The following is a 22,210-nucleotide window of genomic DNA, read 5'->3' on the forward strand; positions in this document are numbered from 1 at the left end:
ATCCTATAAAGGTTCCCTTGCCGGGAGACGAAAATGATGGGAAAAATCCTAAATTTACTTAATGATACAAAGAAGAGTGAATTTTTAGGGTGGAACAGTGTCCGTGAATCGGGTTTATGTCACGTTGAGGACGCATAATGAACCCATAAGCGTTACCTAATTCTGCCGCACGCCTTAATTTTAGACGATCTTCTTCTGTAAGATCGGGCAGCCATCCAAGTACTACACTGTAGTTACCCGTCAGCAGCGCTTTTTCCATCGCTTCAACCGTGTCCAGAGGGTTAATTTGGCTCAGCTGTACCACTTTTCCAACCGGCAAGCCGGACTGTTGTAGCCATAATTTACTCAGTTTTTGCCGTGGCGTCAGCCATAACAACCACCGTGACTGCATACCCAACTGCTGCAGGAGAGGCAACAATAATTGTGCCACCGCGGGCTGATGCTCGTTGTAAACAAGTTCACTGATAAGGCCATTCTCTTTGCCAGCATCCGTGCTCTCTGCAGCTTTATTCACCGCAAAAGAGGTGTGGCTTAAATGGGGTTTGTAGAGTGATTGAGTACGCATAAAGTATCCCGCCCGTAGTGTTACTGTATGTTTATACAGTACATCCAGTTGTGATTAAGATCAACTCAAATCTTCGTAGTACCTCGCATAATTGCGATCATTTCTCATACACCGGACGTTTGTGATTGGCATGACTGCAGATAGTGCGTATTTTTCTAATTACTTGTTCACGTTACTTTTATTTCATTGATGTGGGGAATAATAGAACACTAATACTACACAAGGAGAACGCTATGAAAGGGACATCAAGTGGAAGGATCGTGCAGGCCAAAGCGTATTTTTACGCATTAGGCGGCATTACTACACGCTCGCAATTTGGCGGTTATGGGCTATTGGCCGACGGCATCATGTTCGCTGTGATTTCCGAAGGGGAGCTGTATCTTCGCGCGACGGATAGCCTGGAGCCTGCTTTTCGGTCTCGCGGAATGGTTAATATGGTGTACTCAAAACGCGGGGTACCTATTACCATGCGTTATTACTGGGTCGATGAAACGCTGTGGCGCGACAGGAGGGAGCTTGTGGGGTTAGCCTGGCAGGCTATTCGTGAAGCGCGCCGGGAACTCAAGGTTAAAACGGATAATCAAGGGCGGCTGAAAACCTTACCAAACATCGATATCAATATGGAACGGTTACTTTGGCGGGCAGGCATTCGTAATGTTTATGATTTGCGCCTGAATGGCGCCAAACGCAGCTATCTTCGTCTGTTGCAGCAGCAGCGCAATTTAGGATTGCGGGTACTGCTTTCTTTGGGCGGGGCCATTGCCGGTTATCATCATGCGGCTTTACCTTCGGAAATGCGCAGTGAGCTGACGAATTGGTTCGAGCGTACCATGTCGTTACTTAGTCACGGACATAGTCCGGGAGTCCGGGGCCTGATAAAAGGCCCCGGGTGATCAAGCCGATTTGCCGATTTGCGCATTAAGCATGGTGAGTTCCGGCAGCAGCTCGATGACCAGTCCAATTTGCTGCAACACCAACTGATCTTTGCTTTCCGGTTCCGGCGCAGCGTGCGTAATACGTTCAGCCAGGCTTTCCAACGCCTGAGTGATGCGCCGGTCGTCCAGCTCCTCCTGGTGCAGTGCGCCATCGACATAACAAACTGCATCATTTAACAGATCCAGCGTAGCAGGGTTGGTCAGATGCTCACGGTGTGCACCCAGCGCAGAGATATAACTCAACAAGGTGTGGTTTAAACACAACAGGCGGAAGGCGGCTTCCTGAACTTCTTTATTAGCTTTTGGATCGGCCGACATATTAGATATCACCGAAGCCAGTTCTGCATCACTGTTATGTGCATCCCTGCGAGCGATACGATAAGGAAGGCCGTTGTCTTTACCCTGATGATACTGCACCAGAATGGCATCCAGATAGCGGCAGTTGGCGTTCAGCGTTTTACTGACGACTGCCGGCAATTGGCGGAACTTCCAGTCAGGCCAGATAAAACTGACTGCAGCCCAGGCGATGGCACACCCCAGAATAGTGTCATAAACCCGTGGCGCGGCCACTTCAAAACCTTCACCCAGCAAGTTAAAGCACAGCAACACCAGCAGGGTAATAAACATGGTGGCATGTGCGTATTGCACGGTCCGAAAGGCGAAGAACAGAACGCCGCTGATGACGATCAGCACCATCTGGCCTTCCAGCGAGGGCACAAAATAGAGGATCGGCAGGCCGATAAGAATGCCGGCCAGCGTACCGATAATTCGAAGGGCCAGCCTGCGACGCGTGGCGTTGTAATTGGGTTGGCAGACAAACAGGCTGGTTAACAGGATCCAATAACCGTGCTGCATGCCGGTAAACTGAATAAAGGCGTAGCCCACGCACAGTACCACTGACATACGAATGGCGTGGCGGAACAAGGCGGACTGAGGTGTTAGATGGCGGCTGATGCGCAGACGGATATCGCTCCAGCCGGTGAGCCGGTCATCCGACAGACTATTCTCTTCTGCCAGGCCACTGGCCAGTGCCTGCTCGGACTCAATATTTGCCAGTTGGGCGTCAATTGCGCGTAAATTTTTCAACAGGTGCGATAGTGCTTTGGTCAGCTCACGGTTTTCCGGAGTTACGGCAATGCGAGTCAGTGCTTCTTCAATACGGCCAAAGGCCGGTTCGAAACGAAGGTTGTGCTGATACTTTTGCCGCAGCAAAATCGACTGTGCCAACTGCTGACAGGCGCGAGCCTGCATGCTGAGCAAGCGTTGGAAACGAAACAAAATATCACTGTGACGAAACTGTCGACTCAGTGCCTGATATTGAACGTGGGAGGAACTGGCGCGCTCATGGATATCCTGGGCAACGAAATAATAATGCAGCGTGCGGCGGGTACCGCGTTGTCCTCGGTCGCCTTTTAACCGCGTCAGCAATGAAACTTTGGTCTGGTTAAGAATGGTCACCAGAGCACTGTTGGCCATGGCAACGTCCATCCACGGCAGGTCTGCATCATGCTCGACGTCTGGGTCAAATAGGTTGGCCTTGGCATCCAGATAACTTGCCAATTGATTGTAACAACGCGCCAGATTTTCCTGCAGAGGTCGGATAGGAAAGATCAGGTGGCCAATCAGCGTCAGCAGGTTGTACCACAGGGCTCCAATGATCAGCAGCGTCGGTTGTTGATACCAGGCGTCATACATTGAGGTGCCTAGCATGGTATAGACTGCGATCAGCAAGGCACCAAACGCAATGGTGGCGTAACGTTGCCCCAGAGCACCCAGCAAAATAAAACCGCAGGTGGAGGCGGTGAGGCCAAGAGCGAACAGCCACGGATAAGGAAACAGCAGTTCAATGGAGGCGGAAGCAACAAAAAAACACACCAGTGTGATCAACAGATTGCGTAACCTGCCAGCCAGGCGATCATCCAGATCGGTCAACGCCGCTGCCACCACTCCCAAAGTCAAGGGAATGGTAAGTTTGGGAATGGCTAACCACCAGGGGACGGCGGCTGCACCCGCCAGTGCAATGAAGATGCGCAGATCATAAAGCAGATTGCTGTTGTAGGCATAACGGCGTATTGCTGGTGCAAAAGAGAGCACGAAAAACTCCTCAGGCGGAGAAAAAATTAACGCTGCTGATACTGACGTCGGGCATTTTCAGTTCTGGCCTGTTGCGCCATTTCAACGGATACCACACGTCGCCCGACCGGCCACAGGGCAATGGCGGCGATTTTAAAATTGGCTATACCCACCGGGATGCCAATAATCGTTACACACTGCACAATCCCGGCGGCAATATGCGACAGGCACAGCCACCAGCCGAACAGGATCAGCCAGATAATGTTCAGCAGTGAGCCACTGGCAGAAAGCAGTGCATTGCTTTTTTCCGGGTACAATTCATTAACGTGAATTGCTTCGTTACCGAATGGCAGTAACGATAGCTTGGTGATTTCCCAGCAGGAGCGGGTTAGCGGAAGGGTGATGATCAGCACTACGCTAAACACCGTTGCGACCAGCCAGCCAAGGGTGGTGAAAAAGCCGCCTAACACAAAATTAAGAATATTCAGTACAGTACGCATAGTCGTCATTCTGCTCTAATGATGGCCAAACCGCGATGCGGTGCGTTTGCTATCAAAACGCAAAATCTATTCTACCCTTTTTTTAGCGCTAGAGTGCCACTGCTTATCGCAGGTAAACTGGCAGATATCCGTTATTTAATCTCAACATAGTCATGGCGCGACGATATGGAACTTAAAGCGACATCGCTGGGGAAACACCTGGCTCAGCATCCTTACAACCGTGTGCGGTTGCTGCACGCTGGTGTCGAGGTGAGCGGTGAAAAGCATGAATATCTTATTCCTTTCAATCAGTTGATTCATGTCCGGTGCAAGCGGGGCATCGTCTGGGGCGAGCTGGAGTTTGAGCTGCCGGATGAGAAAGTGGTGCGCCTGCATGGTACTGAATGGCAGGAAACCCAACGCTTCTATCATTATCTCCAGCAGGCCTGGCAACAGTGGAGCGCCGAAATGAGCGAGGTCAGTGCCGGCGTGTTGCAACAACAGGTTGAACATATCCAGCGTATTGAACAGCAGGATAAATGGTTTAAAAAATCCGAACTGGGCAAGCTGCAGCAACAAATTCGCGAGTCTTTCGGTGCCTTACCTATGCCGGTGGCGCGACTGGAGCAATTTGACAATTGTCGGGATGATTATCTGCTTTGTCAGCAATGGCTGCTGCATGGGTTGCACAGTGTAGGGCAGCGTAATCAGCAGTGGACCGAACGTATGCTGGAGAGCTACCACGACTTCTTCCAGAACATCGAAACTTCCCCCCTCAACGACTCGCAAAGCCGCGCAGTAGTTAATGGCGAAGATTCAGTGTTGGTACTGGCCGGGGCTGGCAGCGGAAAAACCTCGGTGCTGGTGGCGCGAGCCGGTTGGCTGCTGCGTCGTCAGGAGGCTGAACCGGGGCAAATACTGTTGTTGGCGTTTGGCCGTCAGGCAGCGGAAGAGATGAACGAGCGCATTCAGGAGCGCCTGGGCAGCGTGGCCATTCAAGCCAAAACCTTCCACGCATTGGCACTGCAGATTATCCAGCAGGGTAACCGCAAGGTACCGGCGATCAGTAAGCTGGAAACGGACAGTAAGGCTCGAAGAGCCTTGTTGATAACCCATTGGCAGCAGCAGTGTGCAGAAAAAAAAGCACAGGCTAAAGGGTGGCGTCAATGGTTGCTCGAAGAACTGGAATGGGAAGTGCCGGAAGGTGATTTTTGGCAGGATAAACGCCTGGCAGAACGGTTGGCTGGCCGACTGGAACGTTGGCTGGGGTTGATGCGGATGCACGGCGGTAGCCAGGCGGAAATGATCGAACAGGCGGATGAAGAGGTCCGTGACCTGTTTTCAAAACGTATCCGGCTGATGGCACCGTTGCTCAAAGCCTGGAAAGGCGCCCTGAAAGATGAGGGGGCAGTAGACTTTTCCGGCCTGATCCATCAGGCGGTCAATATTCTGGAGAAAGGGCGTTTTGTCAGCCCGTGGAAACATATCCTGGTCGATGAGTTTCAGGATATCTCACCGCAACGGGCACAACTGCTGGCGGCGCTACGTAAACAAAACAAACAGACCTGCCTGTTTGCTGTGGGTGATGACTGGCAGGCTATCTACCGTTTCAGCGGGGCCGAACTGACGCTGACCACAGCATTTGCCGAGAACTTTGGCGAAGGGGCACAATGTGCGCTCGACACCACTTACCGTTTCAATGAACGCATTGGTGAGGTGGCGAACCGCTTTGTACAGCAGAATCCATACCAGTTGAAGAAACCGCTGAACAGCCTGAGTAAAGGCAACAAGAAATCGGTGGTTCTGCTAGCGCATGAACAGCTCGAAAATTTGTTGGATAAGCTGAGTGGCTATGCCAAGCCGGAGGAGCGGATTCTGGTGTTGGCACGTTACCATCATCTGAAGCCGCAAGCGTTGTCAAAAGCGGCAACCCGCTGGCCTAAATTGACCATTGAGTTTATGACCATCCACGCCAGCAAAGGGCAGCAGGCTGAGTACGTGATTATCGCCGGTTTGCATCAGGGTAACGACGGTTTTCCTGCGGTTGCGCGTGAGTCGATATTAGAAGATGTTCTGTTGCCGCAGCCGGAAGACTTCCCGGATGCCGAGGAGCGGCGACTGCTGTACGTGGCGCTAACTCGCGCCAAGCATCAGGTGTGGTTATTGCAGGATCGCGAGCGTCCTTCAGTGTTCGTTGAACAACTGCAGGATCTTGGCGTACCCTCGCAGAAGAAGCCCTAAACCCAATGCCTGGCGGAAACCAGGCCGTGATGGTTACTTCAGACGATCCTGCAAGTAGCGTTGGTAGTCAGGGATGGCGATTTCCACTTCGCTCTTGAACAGTGAGGAGTCAATCAGGAAGTCTGCGGTGGAGCGGTTGGTGGCGACGGGAATATTCCATACTGTCGCCAGGCGCAGCAGGGCTTTCACATCCGGATCGTGGGGCACTGCGTTCAATGGATCCCAAAAGAAAATCAACATATCGATTTTGCCTTCGGCAATCAGTGCCCCCACCTGCTGGTCACCCCCCATAGGTCCGCTCAGCATGCTATTTACCGGAATACCGGTGGCTTGCTGGATCAGGTTACCGGTAGTTCCGGTGGCATAAAGTTGGTGTTGTTCCAGCACGGACTTATTGTCTTCAACCCATGCCAGCAGGGCTTGCTTACGGTGATCGTGCGCCACCAGCGCAATGTGTTTGCGCGCGGCGATAGTGCGGGTAGTAAATTCCATCTGGAGTTCCTTCGCTAATCGGGTGATGTGCGACAGATTACTGAAACTGTTTTTCACTGCCTAGCGTTTACACCTGAAAATGCGAAGAAAGCGCGCCTTTAAATAAAAGGCGTCATCAATCTTGCTTAACGCACCGCCTGTTTATTTGCCCAATGAAGAAAACGTTTCTGCGTTTCTTTGTCTGCCTGCTGGAACCAGTATTGCAGCATTTGCTCGGAAACGTTTTCACCTTTCAGTGTCACTGTGGGGGAGTTTAACGCTGCACTCGCCAGCGGTGAGCCGGTTGTGGTGGAGCGAACATGGGTGAACGCCGGTACGGAAGCCGGGTGTTTCTGACTGTTGTAATCCGCCATCAACTTTTCCAGATCGATGTTAAGCGTGATGTCGTCGGGGCGTAATACGTCGTGTTTCATGGCCAACGCATTGCCGTTCTTATCAATTACCTGATAATTGAACGTTTTATCAAATCGCTGACCATCCCGGACATTTTCAATACGCGGCAGCTCAATGGCTACGGAGCTGATATTTTGCGTATTGAAGGTGGCGATCAGCGGAGGTGAAGCATAGACAGTTTGTTCGTTTTGCCCTGAGCGTACAGATTTGGCCACTTTAAAGAGTAATTGATGTTGTCCGCCATCCAGCTCCAGGCTGTCAGCGCCTTTTAACAACGAACCTGTCATTTTCTTGCCGTCGACCACCAGCAGGTCGATGTCAGGAGAGAGTTTCAGGGTCGTAGCCGCGGCAGGCATGCTGATACCGATGCTGAGCAGCGCCGCAACCATCAGACCAAATTTCATTGTTATCTCCTTATAAGCGCATCGCTATTAGTGTTGAACACGCCATAGACTGTGTCAAAGTTTTTCAGTATTGCGTTCTATTGTTACAAATATACACATTTATATTTATTTTGACACCATTTAACCCGACAGAGGCTGACAGTGACAGCATCAGACCGCAAAAGTCGCCGGGAGTTTCCGTGACTCTGGGTTTAGCCGATTTAAGGTCAGTGGGTTACACTCGAAATAGGGAAATCCCCCGTCGATAATTGGGAGCGGAAAATGCAAGACAACGATATTGCCGGCCTGCTGCAGCAGGTGAAAACCATTGCGCTGGTGGGCGCCAGTGATAATCCGGCGCGGCCGAGTTATGGCGTGATGGCCTATCTGCTTGCTCAGGGTTATCAGGTTACGCCGGTCAGCCCAAAACTGGCGGGGCAAACCTTTCTGGGCCAGCAGGCCTACGCCACGTTGAAGGATATCCCGCATCCGGTGGATATGGTTGACGTGTTCCGTAATTCAGAAGCGGCATATGCGGTAGCGCAAGAGGCCATTGCGATTGGTGCCAAAGTATTGTGGCTGCAAATCGGCGTCATTAATGAGCAGGCCGCGGCATTGGCAAACGAGGCGGGGCTGAAAGTGGTGATGGATCGCTGCCCTAAAATCGAAATTCCGCGTCTGGGACTGGAACGCTGAAAGAAAAAAACCTGGCATGGTGCCAGGCTTTTATCAGGTGTTTCTCAGGCCTGGCGCATCAGTTGCGCAGGCGGGGGGCTTGTAGCTGATGGCGGATAGACTCCGCCAATTCGTCCAGCGAAGGTTGTTCAGGATGAGCTTCCTGGGCTTCCCCATCTAACTGCGCTTCCGCCAGATAGGTATGCACCGGTTGGCCTTCTTCGTCTTCCATCACCACGTGGTACCAAGGGGCGAAACGTAGATCGGTATTCGCTGCTATTTCATCAGCCTTAGGCTGTTCCATAGAGTATTCAGGGTCGATATCAATCACCACCCCCAAGTACCCCAGCAGCTTATGCCGAACCTGTTGTCCGATACCGAATTTGCTGGCAATCATGATGACCTCCTGAGAAACAGTGCCTTGCTCTCTATATGAGGGCAAAACAGCGTATTTCAAGTTACATCACCCGACACGCAAACCCTTTCAAATACAGCCCTTCAGGATAAGTCGCGATAACCGGGTGATCGGCAGCCTGACGATACTGCTCTATAAATTGTACATCACGCCCGGCATCTACAGCGGCATCGGCCAAAATTTTCTGGAATAAATCGGTTGGCATCAGACCGGAACAAGAGAAGCTAAGCAAAATACCGCCTGGGTTCAGCAGCTGCAGCGCCAACATGTTGATATCTTTATAACCGCGGCAAGCACCGGCCAGTTGGTTTTTGTTTTCGACGAACTTCGGTGGATCCATAATGATCAGGTCGAATTTTTCACCCTGAGTGCGGTAAGCGCGCAGCAGTTGGAACACGTCGTCACGGACAAATTCGGCTTTGCTCAGGTCTAACTGGTTCAGCTCGACGTTCTGTTTGGCAATATCAAGCGCAGCTTGCGACGTATCAACGCTGATCACCTGAGTACAACCGCCCATCAGGGCTGATACGGCGAAGGCACCGGTATAGGAGAAGCAGTTAAGTACGCGGCGGCCGGCGGAATAGTTACGTGCGGCCAGACGGCTGTCGCGCTGGTCGAGGTAAAAACCGGTTTTATGGCCTTGCTGAATATCCACCAGCAGCTTCATGCCATGTTCGGTGATAGGCAGCAGAGCAGGGGGCAGATCGCCCACGACCTGACCCTGAGCCAAGGGTAAACCTTCTTTTTTACGTACCGCGACGTCTGAACGATCGTAGATGGCACATTCCGGGTAACAATGCTGCAAAGCGGTAATCAACGCGGCACGCTGATATTCAGCGCCGGCGGACAGCAACTGCAACACCAGGAAGTTCTGGAAGCGATCGATAGTAATGCCTGGCATACCATCGGATTCGCCGGCGATCAGGCGGTAGCCGTCCAGCCCATCACGTTTAGCAACCCAATCACGCCAGCTTTGCGCCTGTTGTAAACGGCGGATGAAGAATTCGATGTTAATTTCTTCGTCCGGCTGAAAGGTCCAGACGCGGGCACGGATTTGCGACTCTGGTGAGTAGGCGCCGCGCGCCAGCCATTTGCCCTGGGCGTCGTGAATATCGATGGTTTCGCCAGAAAGGGCTTTACCTTCAACACGTTGAACAGCGCCGGAAAACACCCATGGGTGGCGACGGAGTAAGGACTTTTCACGTCCTTTGGCGAGAAACAGGCGTACGGTCATAATTAAGAATGCTGCCAGCTAGATAAAATGAGTGGCGTCGCCGTGCAGATGCACAGGCAATACCATAAACGAAAGTCGATAAGGGGTCGATTATGACACAAGTTTGCATTGCTGCGTATGTCTATGGCGTCGTGCAAGGGGTGGGGTTTCGTTACAACACCCAGCATCAGGCGACGGCATTGGGGTTAAGCGGCTACGCGCGTAATCTTGATGACGGCAGCGTTGAAGTACTGGCCTGCGGCGAACAAGCGCAGGTGGACAAGCTGGTAGAATGGCTGAAAAATGGCGGCCCGCGGAGTGCACGGGTCGATCGCGTGCTGGTGGAACCGCGAGGCGCGGCCGATTTTCAAGGCTTCAGCATTCGCTATTAGCGTTTCAGATACATTTTACCGGTTTCGGCAGGCCGGCTATCTTGGTTGCCTGCTTGGCCGGGCCTTTGGGGAATAAACGGTAGAGATAACGGCTGTTGCCTTTCTCTTCGCCGTACTTCTGCGCCATGGCCTTGACCAGCATGCGGATTGCCGGTGAAGTATTAAATTCCAGGTAAAAGCCGCGTACGAAACGCACCACTTCCCAATGGGCTTCGGTTAGCGTTATTTCTTCCTGTGCGGCCAGCAGCGGCGCCAGGGCCTCATGCCAATCGGCGCTGTTTTTCAGGTAACCCTGTGCGTCAGTTTCAATAACCTGACCTTGATACTCCAACATACTGCCTCGGTAATGGGTAATTCAGAACGGCCGTCAGTTTAGCAAACTTTTGTCGCTGCAAAAAATAAAGCCCCGCGGGAGCGGGGCCTTGGGGATTCTTCAGGCGTTAAATCAGTTGCTGCGTGCGAAGCCCAGAATGCTCAACAGGCTGATGAACATGTTGTACAGCGATACATACAGGCTAACGGTAGCGCGGATGTAGTTGGTTTCGCCGCCGTGGATAATATTGCTGGTTTCCCACAGGATGGCACCGGCGGAGAACAGGATAAACAGCGCGCTAATGGCCAGATGCAGGGCAGGGATCTGCAGGAACAGGTTGGCGATGACTGCAACCAGCAGCACCACAAAACCGGCCATCATCATCCCGGACAGGAACGACATATCCTTGCGGGTAGTCAGCACGTAGGCTGAACAGCAGAAGAACACCACCGCGGTGCCACCCAGCGCCAGCATGATCAGGTCACCGGCTCCGGTATTAATGAACGAACTGAGGATCGGCCCCAGGGCGTAGCCCATAAAACCGGTCAGTGCGAAGGCCGCCAGAATACCGGCGGGGCTGTTTGCCAGCTTATGGGTCAGGAACATCAGCCCATAGAAACCGACCAGCATCAGCAACAGGCCCGGTGCCGGCAGCCCCAGCATGGTGCTGGCGGTAGCGGTAAGCGCCGAGAATGCCAGCGTCAGCGAAAGCAGAAAGTAGGTGTTACGCAGAACCTTATGCGTACTCAGCAATGAGTCGCGTGAGGAGGATGAGACGACGATGCGGTCCATAATGATCTCTCTTATCAGGTCATCACAAAATTAGTGACGATGATAGGCAGCGCAAGCGTTTGATTAAAGTTTGTTTACCAATCTTTACCCTTAGTTATCATTGTTGCAACCTTGAGCCGGAGTTGGCGTTTTATTCAACGCTTACTCGCCAAGTGCTGTTTTTTCGCTCAGTTGAACGGTAATGGGCTTTACAAGCGGATCGGCTGTGTTTATAGTTCGGCTCGTTGCGGAGGGGTGGCCGAGTGGCTGAAGGCAACGGTCTTGAAAACCGTCGACGGGAAACCGTTCCAGAGTTCGAATCTCTGCTCCTCCGCCATAAATTATGACCCCGTGCTCTTAGAGCGCGGGGTTTTTTTATGGCCGGAAAATGGCTGGCGTGTCACCACGTATAAAAAAGCCGCCCCGGATGGGGCGGCAGAGTTTCAGCAAAGAGAACTAGCGTAGCAGGTGCAGGAAGTGCAGGTGTTTCTCGTATTGGTCGAGAATATCGTGAATAACCTGTTCTTGCGTCCAGCCCATTACATCGTAATCCTGGCCCCCTTCTTTCAGGTGGACTTCACCCCGGTAGTACTTATGTTCCTCATCACGTTCCTCGTCTTTCAAGCCCGCCAGCGCAAAGGCCGGTTGAATATAGGCTCGCAGGCGCACCTCATAGACAAAGTTTAGGTCATCACCCAAATCGACTTCGAAACGGATGCGATCGTCCTGTGAATCATCGATAGAGGAAGTGGTATTTTGCTTGGCTAATTCAGCTTCTACCAGCGCCATGGCCGGTTGAACTACTTCACCGACAAAACGTTTTACCTGTGAACGTTTAGGGAAATAAGCAATATTGCGTAAACGCCGTTGCCATGAGATCGGATTGCGTGCGGCGGTCGGTGCAATCGTGGTGGTGGTCTGGCTGTCGCGTTTGTGGGCGTCGATACGCAAGGCTTTTAACAGCCCGTAGATAGACACCAGCAATATCATCGAGAACGGCAGGGCACTGGCGATGGTCACGGTTTGCAACGCGCTCAGCCCACCGGCCAGCAATAAGGCAATGGCGACCAGGCCCATCATGCCGGCCCAGAAAATTCGCTGCCAGACCGGAGTTTGGTCGGTGCCCCCGGAAGCCAGGGTATCTACCACCATCGCCCCCGAATCCGCTGAGGTGACGAAGAAGACGACGACCATGGCCATCGCGATAAATGACAAGATATTAGAGAACGGGAAATGTTCCAGGAAGTTGAACAGTGCCAGTGCTACGTCATTTTGCACCGTGTTAGCCAGATCGCGCGCACCTTCGGCCATGATCAGATTAATGGCGCTATTACCGAACACGGTCATCCACAGTAGCGTAAAGCCCGCAGGGACAAACAGCACGCCGGTAACGAATTCACGAATGGTACGTCCGCGTGAAACGCGGGCGATAAACATGCCGACGAAAGGTGACCATGACAACCACCAGCCCCAATACAGCAGCGTCCAACCGCCCAGCCAGTTACTGGATTTCGGCTCATAGGCATACAGGTTAAAAGTCTTGCTGACGATGTCAGAGAGATAACCGCCGGTATTTTCGACAAAGGATTTCAACAACAGCACGGTCGGGCCGAGCGCAGCCACCAGCACCAGCAGCAACACGGCCAGGCCGAGGTTCAATTCGGACAGAATGCGGATGCCTTTATCCAATCCGGAAACCACTGACAGCGTAGCCAAGCCGGTGATCACCACGATCAGAACCACCTGCACCGTTGCGTTGATCGGCAAGCCAAACAGGTGGTTAAGACCGGCATTAACCTGCAACACACCGTAGCCCAGCGAGGTTGCGACACCGAACACGGTACCAATCACCGCAAAAATATCTACCGCGTGGCCAATCGGCCCATAAATGCGATCGCCGATAATAGGATACAGCGCGGAACGCAGCGTCAGCGGCAGGCCGTGGCGATAGCTGAAGAAGGCCAGGATCAGCGCCACGATGGCGTAGATTGCCCAGGCATGCAGGCCCCAGTGGAAGAAGGTTAGGCGCATGGCCTGTTTAGCCGCTTCCACTGTTTCCGGCGTTCCGACGGGGGGGGAAAGGTAATGCATCACGGGTTCGGCGACGCCAAAGAACATCAGGCCAATGCCCATCCCGGCGGAAAACAGCATGGCGAACCATGAAACATAGCTAAAGTCTGGCTGGGCGTGATCCGGCCCGAGCTTGATATTGCCGTAACGCGATAAACCCAGATAGGTCACGCTCATCAGGATCAGTGCCACCGCCAGAATATAAAACCAGCTGGCGTTAGTGAAAATACCCTGTTGCAACGCTTTGAATTTGCGATCGGCCAACTCGGGGTACAGGGCGGCAAAGGCCACCAGGACGATGATTAAAGCGGCAGAGATAAAAAATACCGGAGGATTGATATGGCTACGACGTGCCACAATTTCAGTGTCGTTTTGGCTCATAGAATACCTTCTAGCTAGTCCGTTAGGAGTGAGGGGGGTTAATCCGTTAAAACAGCTCCATAAAAAGTGGGCAAAACAGGCTGCCCGAGAAATCTAACCCGGCGAGTATAGCGAAAAAGCAGGGCTATTAACATTTTTTGGTTTAAACAGCTATTTTAAGTGGTTTGGTTAGACGTTTTAGCTATATGAAAGCGGAGCCTGCGAGAAAGGGTAATCCGCTCTTTTCGAAGGGAAAACGAGGTGGCCAAACCTGCAATAGCGGCAACTGGATAAACAGAGGCTCTGGTGGGGAATCGGAGGCCATGCAAGATGCTGCTGGCGGCAAGGTAGAGCAATTCATGATAGAAACGGCTATAACAGCGGCCCTGACCCCGGGGGATAGGTCGTTGACTATTGATCGGGACAATGCAGAGGGTAAAATAGGCTGGCGCGATCGCGTTTAACTCTTTCATGGAGATAGAGATGACCTGGTATCAAATAGCATTGTGGACCATGATCTTTCTGAAGTCCGGTGCGTTTCTGGTGTTCGTTTGGTGGTGGATGTTCAAACGTGCCACCAAACCTTATGTTCGTCCGCAAGATGTTGTCATTGACGAAACACCGGATGATGAAAATCTGACCATGGAAGAAGTCATGAAAAAACACGGCATCACCCGCGTGGAAAATCAAACTCACTAAAAGCACCCATGCCGAATTCTTCAGGATTAAGGCAAAAACTATCCCTGCGTGGCTTGCGGCCAAACCTGCAAGCCGGGGATAGCTCCCCAGCTGCAGTCACAGAATTTAACGCCGTTTTCTCCCCATCAGCCAGACCAGGATAAGTAATGCCAGTACCGCCACGCCGATTGCCGGGGCCATATAAGGCTGCAACCGGGCCAGCAGCGGGATCGGGCCACCTTGCCGTAATACGGCGACGTCCGTGGCGCTGACCTTAACCGCAGGATTGCCGTACTGCTGCAGGACATAATTGCTGATAGCAGCGATCTGCTGGTCGTTTAGAGGATTAACATATGACTGTGGGCCAAAGTTCGGCATCAGCACGTGTTCACCGCCAACCTTTCGTTCAACGCCGAACAGAATCGCCGAAATCAGGTTAGCCGGGTTACCGGCCCCGGTGGCCGTATTATTGAACAGCGAAGGGTAAGCCTGATTTTTGCTGCCGCTGCCGTCCGGCTGGTGGCAACTGGCGCAGTTGCCGCTAAACAGCGCAGCGCCATCGGTCAGGGTGTTATTGGCCGTGGCAGGGTGTAGCCCACGCAACTGAGGCTCAACGCTAGCCGGCTTGCCATAGCTGTCGGCCGCCTGGCGGTCATGGCTGTCCCTGATCGGTGCGGTGCTTTTCAGGTAAACGGCGATGGCCGATAAATCAGCATCGGAAAAATACTGCAGGCTGTTTTCGATCGCTTCCGCCATGCCGCCCGCAGCCTGGTTCTTACCGGCCACCTGGCCGCTTTTCAAATACTGCACCAATTGCTGCTGGCTCCAACCACCAATACCGCTGATTGGGTCGGAGGTGATGTTGGGCGCATACCAACTGCCGACCATACCGCCCGCCAGCGCCTGACTATCGTCTTCAGCCATCAGCAGGTTGCGTGGGGTGTGGCAGGTATCGCAGTGTCCTGGGCCATTGACCAGATAAGCGCCCCGATTCCATTGTTCGCTTTTGCTGCTGTCTGGCGCAAAGCGCCCCTCTTTCAGAAACAGCAAATTCCAGGCCGCCATGCTAAAGCGCAGATTGAACGGAAACGGCAGATCGGTCAGCGTATTTTTCTGATCGACAGCTTTTACGCCATGCATAAAGTAGGCATACAGCGCTTTGATGTCCGCGTCGCTCAAGCGGGTGTAAGAGGTATAGGGCATTGCAGGGTAGAGGTGGGTGCCGTCGGCACGGATACCGTCCCTGACCGCGCGGGAAAACTGCTCTTCGCTATAACTGCCAATGCCCTCGGCGTTGGACGGGGTGATATTGGTGGCGTAAATCACGCCCATGGGGGAACTGATGCCATAACCGCCGGCAAACGGCGTGCCGCCCTCCGGTTTGGTATGGCATGCCTGACAGTCGGAGGCGATGGCAAGCTGTTCTCCCTTCTTAATCAACGCCGCACCGCTCAAATCACCGTCGTCTGTCGCCTGTGCGGCGCTACTCCCGAGTAACAGCAGGGACAAAAACGTGAGTTTTAGCTGGTTTTTCATGGTTTCACCGCCAGTTGCCGTGCAATGTCATCGGCGGCCTTGATGCCCAATGCGGCCATGGTCAGGGTACTGTTCACCACGCTGGCGGAGGGAATGGCACCGCCGCCCGGCAACCAAAGGTTGGCATGGTCATGAGTACGGCAATTGCCGTCTACCACCGAGTCTTCGGGGCTGTGGCCCATGATGGTGCCGCCCATAATATGGTTATTGGCGTTCAGACTGGTGGTGATGTTGAACTCTTCGGCATCAAACAGTTGGCCGATGTGCTCCAGCTGTTTATGCGCGGCCTCTGAACCCTTACGCACATAGTCGCCGACGTCGTAGTGGATGTCTGGGCAAGGCAGGCCATGAGCATCTTTACGGGTTTTACTCAGAGTCAGGCGGTTATTGGGGTCTGGTAACGGTTCCAGGCTGATGGATAAATCGACGCCATAGGCGGCGCGCCGGCGGATTTCGGCGTCCAACTCTTTGCCGACCAGGCCTTTTTCCAACGCTTTCTGGGTAGCCGGTACCACCCGGTTGATATTGTTGAGGATCATTTTGTTGGCCGAGTAGTCTTTGCGGAACTCGCCGTCACGCGGGCCAACCAGGCAACTGCTTTGTGCCGGGCCTCGCCCCAGCCACAGGGGTTCTTTCGCCAGGAAAGTACAGTGGAAGCCCGAGTGGTCCATCATATTGCGGCCCACCTGATCGGAGGCGTTGGCGATGCCGTTGGGATTGCGCTCATTAGCCGCCATCAGCAGCAGGCGCGGGGTTTCTATGCCGTTACAGGCTAATGCAAAAGCCTTGGCTGTGGCCTGGTGGGATTGTTTTTTGTTGTCCAGCCAATGGACTGCCGTCACCTGATTTTGCTCATCGGTGTCAATCTTGTAGACCACCGCTTCGGCCAGCACCACTGCGCCTTTCATTTCAGCACGTTCAATATGATGAATGCCGTTGTACATGGCGCCTATCGGGCAAATGGGTTGGCAGTTGTTGTTACCGCAGCAGGTCGGACGGCCTTTCCAGGGATGGATACTGCGCCCCTGTGGGATGGGAACGGAGCGGTAACCATGCGGGTTTACCACCTCGGCAAAGCGGATGTCGCCGTGAGCCCAGGGCACCATATCCATCGGGTAAGGTTTGCTACGTTCAACCGGGGATTGCTGTTGCGGATCGTTGGGGCCGGCGACGCCAATTTCTTCCTCGGCTCGGCAATAGTAGGGTTCCAGCTCGTCGTAGGAAATCGGCCAGTCGCGGCCAACGCCGTACAGCGTTTTCATTTGGAAATCACTGGGCAGGTGGCGCCAGCAGGAGGCGGCCCAGTGCCAGGTGGTGCCGCCGACGGTGCGCAGATAACCCTGCTTGAAACTGCCGGCGCTCGGGCCGCTCAGCGCAACATAGTTGTTTTCCGGGAAATAGAGCGGTGCGGTGGCGAATTCAGATTGTGGGTAAAGCCCCTGGTAATCTGAGCCGGCGCGGTTGTCAAAAGGCATATTACGCCAGTTCTCTACGGCCTGACTGCGCTCGATACGCAGGCCCGCTTCCAGCACCAGCACAGAATAACCCTGGCTGACCAATTGATCGGCCATCATGCCGCCGACGATGCCGGAGCCCACGATCACAATATCGGCCGATGCGTTGCCATCGGCGGTAAATACAGGTTTTTTCATCAGAAGGCTCTTAGATCACAAGGAAACATTGACGGCAGGCGGGGCTGCGGTCCACCACAGCGGTCCATTGCCGCAGTAGGTGGGAACAATTAACGCGTCGCTGGCGGGGCGATACATCAACGCGTCTTTATAGGCAATCAGCTGCGCCGTTTGGCCATGGCCGACGGTGCCGGTATACCAGGCGGTGATAATTGCGGTGACCACATCTTGCAAGCCGGCCTGAACGGCCTGTTTTTGCAACTGTTGGGCACTCTGGCCCGCTTGTAACAGACCGCCGAGTTGCTCAACCTGTGTAGCGAATTGGGCATTCTGGTTATGCAGCGCAGTAAAAATACGCGCCGACATCCCCTGATCGATATCCTGATGTTCGGTCAATGTCTGAGATATTTTGAAGAAGCGGGCAAACTGCAATGGGTTGGCTGCGGCGGTTTGTTGTTCAGCCAGGCTGAGGAAAGGATAACTGAGCAGCGAGCCGGCCAGCAGGGTTGAGGCTAGCCCCAGCAGCACTTCACGTCGACTGAAACCGGTTCCATTTTGGGCGGGAAGCCCACCATCGTCTGATAATAAATTTTCCATGTGTTTTTCTCACAACAGGTGTTAGTGCCGAATAAGGCAAAAGGGAGCGGGTAAAGAGGGATAAAAAATAATCAACAATGGAATAACTCCATTGCTTATGGTTTTATTTCTAATAATTTGGCGGGATATTAACTTGGCGATAACTTTCCGGCAATAAACTTGCTTAGGTATTCTGACAAAACAGCACGTAAAGAATAAAAAACCCGCCGCAGCGGGTTTCCGGTTTATGCGTTAGCTCTTGCAGCCCATCAGTTCCGGCAGCACGCCCGGCTTGGCCTTCAGCGACGCCTGCACGTCATCCGGCAGACCGGCCCAGATAATCAGCCCGGTGCGCTTCTCAATTTCGTTAACCGTTACGCGGTACTGACAGAAATCGGCGTTTTTCGGGGTGTTTTGATCAAACAGAAACGCCGCATAGTGGTTCACTTCCGGGCTGTTATTGATAAAAATCACCTTCCAGTAAGCGCTGGGGATGGTATGTGCTTTTTGGGTACCCGGCAGTTTACCCATATTGCGTTCGTACAGCGGACCGGTCACGGTATACACCGAACTGATGTCTGCCCGGTCAATCAGCTTGCGTTCCTGATCTTCCAACCGTGCCCAGGAACCCTGGTTCAGGTCAGCCATCTGCGGTGTGATGTTGGAAAGGTAGTTCAGCGATTCCCAGTCAGAGACCCCTGCCAAAGAGGCCAGCGGTGCCTGATGCCCACGGTCGACCTTCAGCGCCGCGTTGGCACCGGTGTAATCCGCCGGGATCAGCGTATCCGCCGGGTTCAGTGCCGGATCGGTCTTCCAGTTGCGCGTTTTGCCACTGGCAGGCGTGTCCTTGGTAATGTGATAAGCCACCCAGTTGGCGAACTTGGTGGTGCTGTTGTTGTTCAGCGTATAAGCGTGGCGAACGATCGACACATTGCTGCTGCCGCCGGTTGGGCAACCGACCGCACAGTTGTCGATGGATTCCAGCGTATCGGCGGAAGCCTGAGCGGTAAACAGCAGGGCAGCCAGAGCTAACATCTTGTTAAAGCGCATATTCATATCCTCAATAAGTCAAAATTATACTGTATTTATTTACAGTAAAATTAACTTATCGCAATGAAACGAATACAACAATGCAACACATTCACGTTATGAATGTGTCAGCGTTGGTACAGCAACGTTGATAAAAAACAGGCTGTGCGGCGACAGGGGCGAAGGTATCAAAAACGCCAAAAAGCGCGGGAGCATAAAATCAGCATCGGGTAAATCTCAAGACGGCCAAGCAGCATCGCCGAGCACATCAGCCATTTGGCCGCATCGCTGAGCGTACCAAACCCGGCGGCGGTTTCACCAAAGCCTAATCCCATATTATTGATACAGGCGGCGACGGTAGCGAAGGAAGTGACCAGGTCATAGCCCATCAGGTTCAGCAGCCAAACGAAGAAACAGCTGAAGAAAACATATAAAAAGAAGAAGCTCCAGACCGAACGCAACACGCGATCCTGAATAGGGGCATTGCCAACCTTGATGGTGAAAATGGCATTGGGGTGAACCAGTTGGTTGATCTCATGCCGGCTCTGCTTGTACATAATCAAAAAACGCAGTGCCTTGATACCGCCACAGGTTGAACCGACACAACCGCCGAAAAAGCTCGCCGCCAACAACAGCATAATGGTGTGAGAGGGCATTTTGGCATAGTCGGCGGTAGCCAACCCGTTGTCGGTCATCATCGAACTGGTGAGGAAAAAGCCGTGTACGAAGGAATCTTTGGCACCGTACATGCCAGAGCGGTACAGCTCGAAGCAGACAATCGCCACGATAATTGACAGCACCAGCAGGAAAAAGCGCAGTTCCGGGTTTCTGTAGAGCGGCGTCAGGCTGCGGCGCCCTACGGCGACGAAATACAGGGTGAAGTTCACCGCCGCCAGGATAGAGAAAATCCCGCCGACCATTTCCACCGCCGAGCTATCGTAAAAGCCCAGGCTCTCATTGCGGGTGGAAAACCCCCCGAGTGAAACAGTGGAGATCCCATGGCAGAGGGCATCAAACCAGTCCATGCCTGCAATGCGGAATGCCACCGTACAGGCCAACCCCAGGCCGAGATAAATCAGCCACAGGTTTTTCGAGGTGTCGGCCAGTCGCGGGGTCAGGCGTTCTTCCTTAAACGGGCCGGGCATTTCCGACTGATAAAGCTTGGCCCCCCCAATGCCGAGCAACGGCAGTACCGCAACGGCTAATACAATGACACCGAGGCCGCCGATAAAATTGAGCTGGGAGCGGTAGTAAAGGAAAGATTTAGGCAGGCCGGAAACATCATTGAGCACCGAAGCGCCGGTGGTGGTAATACCGGAAACGCCTTCGAACATGGCGTCAGTCAGGCTGATGTTTAGCGTGTCATCCATCCATAACGGCAGGGCGCTGACCATGGAAAACAGCAGCCAGAACAACACAATGATTAGAAAACCGTCCTGCGTGCGCAGTTGTACCCTGGACTGACGGGTGCTAAACCAACCCAGTCCGCCGAGAGAGCCGGCAATGACCAGCGTATAGAAGAAAGAAAAAACGCTTTTTTCTTTATACAACAACGCCACCAACAGGGGAGGGATCATGGACAGGCTGTAAAGGAGAACTAAAAAACTGCAAAGATGAATAACGACCAGGATCTGCTTATTCTTGACCATACTTGCGCCCGAGATGCCTGTCGGCAATGAGTCAATTTATTCTTTAAGTATATAAAGAATAAGGCAGACGATATAAAAAAGGCGTAAAAATTCATATCGTCTGCGAAGGTTGGCACGTTTTTTAACCCTGTTGGCGTTTATTCCAGCAGGTTGTTGACGGTGCGGCGCACGTATTGTGTCATCTGAGCCAGATCTTCGGGCGACACCGGCCCGCCACCGGCGCGGACTACCTGCTGTTCTATCTGGGCAATTTCCTGCTCGACCTTATTGGCAATCTGTACCTTGACGATCTTATCCACCGACGAGAGCAGAACCTTCAGCACCACTTTCAGCGCCACATTCTCGCAGAACGAATCGTAGTGATGAACCGCAGGCGGTGCCGCAGGAGGTTCGGGTGCGCGTGGGGCCAGAGCCTTGAAACTGTCTACATTTTCAATAATAAGATCCATGTCTCTTATTAGTTCATCAAAATCTTTAGACACTGACTTATTTCCCTTCGCTATGCGCAAAAACAGAACGCCCGTCATCAGGGCACAGGGCGGTGATTGACGGGCAGAACGAATTTCGACCGTGACGTTCAGGTAATGAATGGCAGGCTGAGCGGCATTTTAACCTTGCTGCGGGTTGGCAACAAGATGGGGCCGAAGGAATCAACGGCCCCGCAATGCTGGTAACAGAAGGTTATCGCTTAACTTTTCAGCTTGGCGGTGATTTTCGCCACGTGTTCACCCTGATAGCGGGCAATGGTCAGTTCTTCCTGGCTCGGCTGGCGTGAGCCGTCACCACCGGCGATGGTGGTTGCGCCATAAGGCGTACCGCCGCGCACTTGCGAGACGTCAAACAGCTCTGGGGTCGCGTAGCCGATCGGCACAATAATAAAGCCATGGTGCGCCAGGGTGGTCCAGGTGGAGGTAATGGTATGTTCCTGCCCACCGCCGGTACCGGTGGAGGAGAAGACGCTGCCCACTTTGCCGTACAGCGCTCCTGAAGCCCACAGGCCGCCGGTTTGGTCGAGGAAGGTACGCATTTGCCCGGCCATGTTGCCAAAGCGTGTCGGCGTCCCGAAGATAATGCCATCGTAATCGGCCAACTCCTGTGGGCTAGCCACCGGTGCTTTTTGATCTTGTTTACCGCCGGCTTTGGCAAAGGCTTCTGCCGGAATGGTTTCAGGCACGCGTTTCAGGGTCACTTCAACGCCACTGACCCGGCGAGCGCCTTCCGCCACCGCCTCCGCCAAGGTTTCAATATGTCCGTACATCGAGTAATAAAGGACCAATATTTTCGCCATGTTCCATTCTCCGCTTTGGTGATTGAACGATATGCCCCCCTAAGCATAGAAGT

General features: G+C 53.2%; 22 protein-coding genes and 1 tRNA gene. 6 read left to right on the forward strand and 17 right to left on the reverse strand.

Annotated features, from left to right (window positions below; all coding sequences use genetic code 11):
- Positions 1-58: 58 nt before the first annotated feature.
- Positions 59-565 carry an SOS-induced cell division inhibitor SulA gene (gene sulA, locus OCH02_RS11110; RefSeq protein ID WP_261431267.1) on the reverse strand — a complete coding sequence of 169 codons (507 nt, stop codon included), beginning with the start codon at positions 563-565 and terminating at the stop codon, positions 59-61.
- 233 nt (positions 566-798) lie between these two features.
- On the opposite strand from sulA, the gene OCH02_RS11115 reads away from it, so the two are divergent.
- Positions 799-1,458: a TfoX/Sxy family DNA transformation protein gene (locus tag OCH02_RS11115; RefSeq protein WP_261431269.1), complete on the forward strand. Its 660-nt coding sequence runs from the start codon at positions 799-801 to the stop codon at positions 1,456-1,458.
- On the opposite strand, the gene yccS is transcribed toward OCH02_RS11115, so the two are convergent.
- Positions 1,459-3,594: a YccS family putative transporter gene (gene yccS / locus OCH02_RS11120; protein ID WP_261431270.1), complete on the reverse strand. Its 2,136-nt coding sequence runs from the start codon at positions 3,592-3,594 to the stop codon at positions 1,459-1,461.
- Positions 3,595-3,620: 26 nt separating this feature from the next.
- Complete coding sequence (locus OCH02_RS11125; protein ID WP_017892313.1) at positions 3,621-4,073, reverse strand: YccF domain-containing protein; 453 nt, start codon at positions 4,071-4,073, stop codon at positions 3,621-3,623.
- A gap of 165 nt (positions 4,074-4,238) precedes the next feature.
- On the opposite strand from OCH02_RS11125, the gene helD reads away from it, so the two are divergent.
- A complete protein-coding gene (helD, locus tag OCH02_RS11130; RefSeq protein WP_261431272.1) occupies positions 4,239-6,293 on the forward strand; it encodes a DNA helicase IV in 2,055 nt (684 codons plus the stop codon).
- 33 nt (positions 6,294-6,326) lie between these two features.
- Here helD and OCH02_RS11135 read toward each other — a convergent pair whose 3' ends face one another.
- Positions 6,327-6,785, reverse strand: coding sequence for a methylglyoxal synthase (locus tag OCH02_RS11135; RefSeq protein WP_261431274.1), 459 nt, complete (start codon positions 6,783-6,785; stop codon positions 6,327-6,329).
- A gap of 125 nt (positions 6,786-6,910) precedes the next feature.
- Entirely contained in the window at positions 6,911-7,582 is a 672-nt protein-coding gene (locus OCH02_RS11140) for a DUF2057 family protein (protein WP_261431275.1), read from the reverse strand.
- Positions 7,583-7,843: 261 nt separating this feature from the next.
- Here OCH02_RS11140 and OCH02_RS11145 point away from each other — a divergent pair, with 261 nt between their 5' ends.
- On the forward strand, positions 7,844-8,257 hold the full coding sequence (locus OCH02_RS11145) for a CoA-binding protein (protein WP_261431276.1): 414 nt from the start codon (positions 7,844-7,846) through the stop codon (positions 8,255-8,257).
- Between the two features lie 58 nt (positions 8,258-8,315).
- On the opposite strand, the gene hspQ is transcribed toward OCH02_RS11145, so the two are convergent.
- Together hspQ and rlmI are read right to left on the reverse strand one after the other, a co-directional pair.
- Positions 8,316-8,633, reverse strand: coding sequence for a heat shock protein HspQ (gene hspQ, locus OCH02_RS11150; protein ID WP_012006190.1), 318 nt, complete (start codon positions 8,631-8,633; stop codon positions 8,316-8,318).
- 61 nt (positions 8,634-8,694) lie between these two features.
- A complete protein-coding gene (gene rlmI, locus OCH02_RS11155; RefSeq protein ID WP_261107085.1) occupies positions 8,695-9,885 on the reverse strand; it encodes a 23S rRNA (cytosine(1962)-C(5))-methyltransferase RlmI in 1,191 nt (396 codons plus the stop codon).
- A 92-nt stretch (positions 9,886-9,977) separates the two neighbouring features.
- On the opposite strand from rlmI, the gene yccX reads away from it, so the two are divergent.
- Positions 9,978-10,256 (forward strand): acylphosphatase, encoded by a 279-nt coding sequence (yccX, locus tag OCH02_RS11160; RefSeq protein WP_261431277.1) that lies wholly within the window; start codon positions 9,978-9,980, stop codon positions 10,254-10,256.
- Positions 10,257-10,260: 4 nt separating this feature from the next.
- Here yccX and tusE read toward each other — a convergent pair whose 3' ends face one another.
- Together tusE and yccA are read right to left on the reverse strand one after the other, a co-directional pair.
- Entirely contained in the window at positions 10,261-10,590 is a 330-nt protein-coding gene (tusE, locus tag OCH02_RS11165) for a sulfurtransferase TusE (RefSeq protein ID WP_012006193.1), read from the reverse strand.
- Between the two features lie 111 nt (positions 10,591-10,701).
- Positions 10,702-11,361 carry an FtsH protease modulator YccA gene (yccA, locus tag OCH02_RS11170; RefSeq protein ID WP_004942825.1) on the reverse strand — a complete coding sequence of 220 codons (660 nt, stop codon included), beginning with the start codon at positions 11,359-11,361 and terminating at the stop codon, positions 10,702-10,704.
- A gap of 228 nt (positions 11,362-11,589) precedes the next feature.
- On the opposite strand from yccA, the gene OCH02_RS11175 reads away from it, so the two are divergent.
- Positions 11,590-11,677, forward strand: a tRNA-Ser gene (locus tag OCH02_RS11175).
- Positions 11,678-11,796: 119 nt separating this feature from the next.
- Here the strand turns inward: OCH02_RS11175 and OCH02_RS11180 are convergent.
- Positions 11,797-13,791, reverse strand: coding sequence for a BCCT family transporter (locus tag OCH02_RS11180; RefSeq protein WP_261431278.1), 1,995 nt, complete (start codon positions 13,789-13,791; stop codon positions 11,797-11,799).
- 462 nt (positions 13,792-14,253) lie between these two features.
- On the opposite strand from OCH02_RS11180, the gene OCH02_RS11185 reads away from it, so the two are divergent.
- Positions 14,254-14,469: a hypothetical protein gene (locus OCH02_RS11185; RefSeq protein ID WP_261431279.1), complete on the forward strand. Its 216-nt coding sequence runs from the start codon at positions 14,254-14,256 to the stop codon at positions 14,467-14,469.
- 105 nt (positions 14,470-14,574) lie between these two features.
- Here OCH02_RS11185 and OCH02_RS11190 read toward each other — a convergent pair whose 3' ends face one another.
- From OCH02_RS11190 to wrbA, 7 genes are all read right to left on the reverse strand, one after another.
- Positions 14,575-15,984 (reverse strand): cytochrome c, encoded by a 1,410-nt coding sequence (locus OCH02_RS11190; protein ID WP_261431280.1) that lies wholly within the window; start codon positions 15,982-15,984, stop codon positions 14,575-14,577.
- Positions 15,981-17,636 (reverse strand): GMC family oxidoreductase, encoded by a 1,656-nt coding sequence (locus tag OCH02_RS11195; RefSeq protein WP_261431281.1) that lies wholly within the window; start codon positions 17,634-17,636, stop codon positions 15,981-15,983. The genes OCH02_RS11190 and OCH02_RS11195 overlap by 4 nt, the downstream gene beginning before the upstream one ends.
- A gap of 15 nt (positions 17,637-17,651) precedes the next feature.
- On the reverse strand, positions 17,652-18,212 hold the full coding sequence (locus OCH02_RS11200; RefSeq protein WP_261431282.1) for a sorbitol dehydrogenase family protein: 561 nt from the start codon (positions 18,210-18,212) through the stop codon (positions 17,652-17,654).
- A gap of 231 nt (positions 18,213-18,443) precedes the next feature.
- Positions 18,444-19,241, reverse strand: coding sequence for a DNA/RNA non-specific endonuclease (locus OCH02_RS11205; RefSeq protein ID WP_261431283.1), 798 nt, complete (start codon positions 19,239-19,241; stop codon positions 18,444-18,446).
- A 167-nt stretch (positions 19,242-19,408) separates the two neighbouring features.
- Positions 19,409-20,869 (reverse strand): TrkH family potassium uptake protein, encoded by a 1,461-nt coding sequence (locus OCH02_RS11210; RefSeq protein WP_261431284.1) that lies wholly within the window; start codon positions 20,867-20,869, stop codon positions 19,409-19,411.
- Between the two features lie 137 nt (positions 20,870-21,006).
- Positions 21,007-21,318 (reverse strand): hypothetical protein, encoded by a 312-nt coding sequence (locus OCH02_RS11215; RefSeq protein ID WP_261431285.1) that lies wholly within the window; start codon positions 21,316-21,318, stop codon positions 21,007-21,009.
- Between the two features lie 239 nt (positions 21,319-21,557).
- Positions 21,558-22,157: an NAD(P)H:quinone oxidoreductase gene (gene wrbA, locus OCH02_RS11220; protein ID WP_261431286.1), complete on the reverse strand. Its 600-nt coding sequence runs from the start codon at positions 22,155-22,157 to the stop codon at positions 21,558-21,560.
- Positions 22,158-22,210 lie beyond the last annotated feature (53 nt).

This window comes from Serratia quinivorans, assembly GCF_946227985.1.
Classification (GTDB): domain Bacteria; phylum Pseudomonadota; class Gammaproteobacteria; order Enterobacterales; family Enterobacteriaceae; genus Serratia; species Serratia quinivorans_A.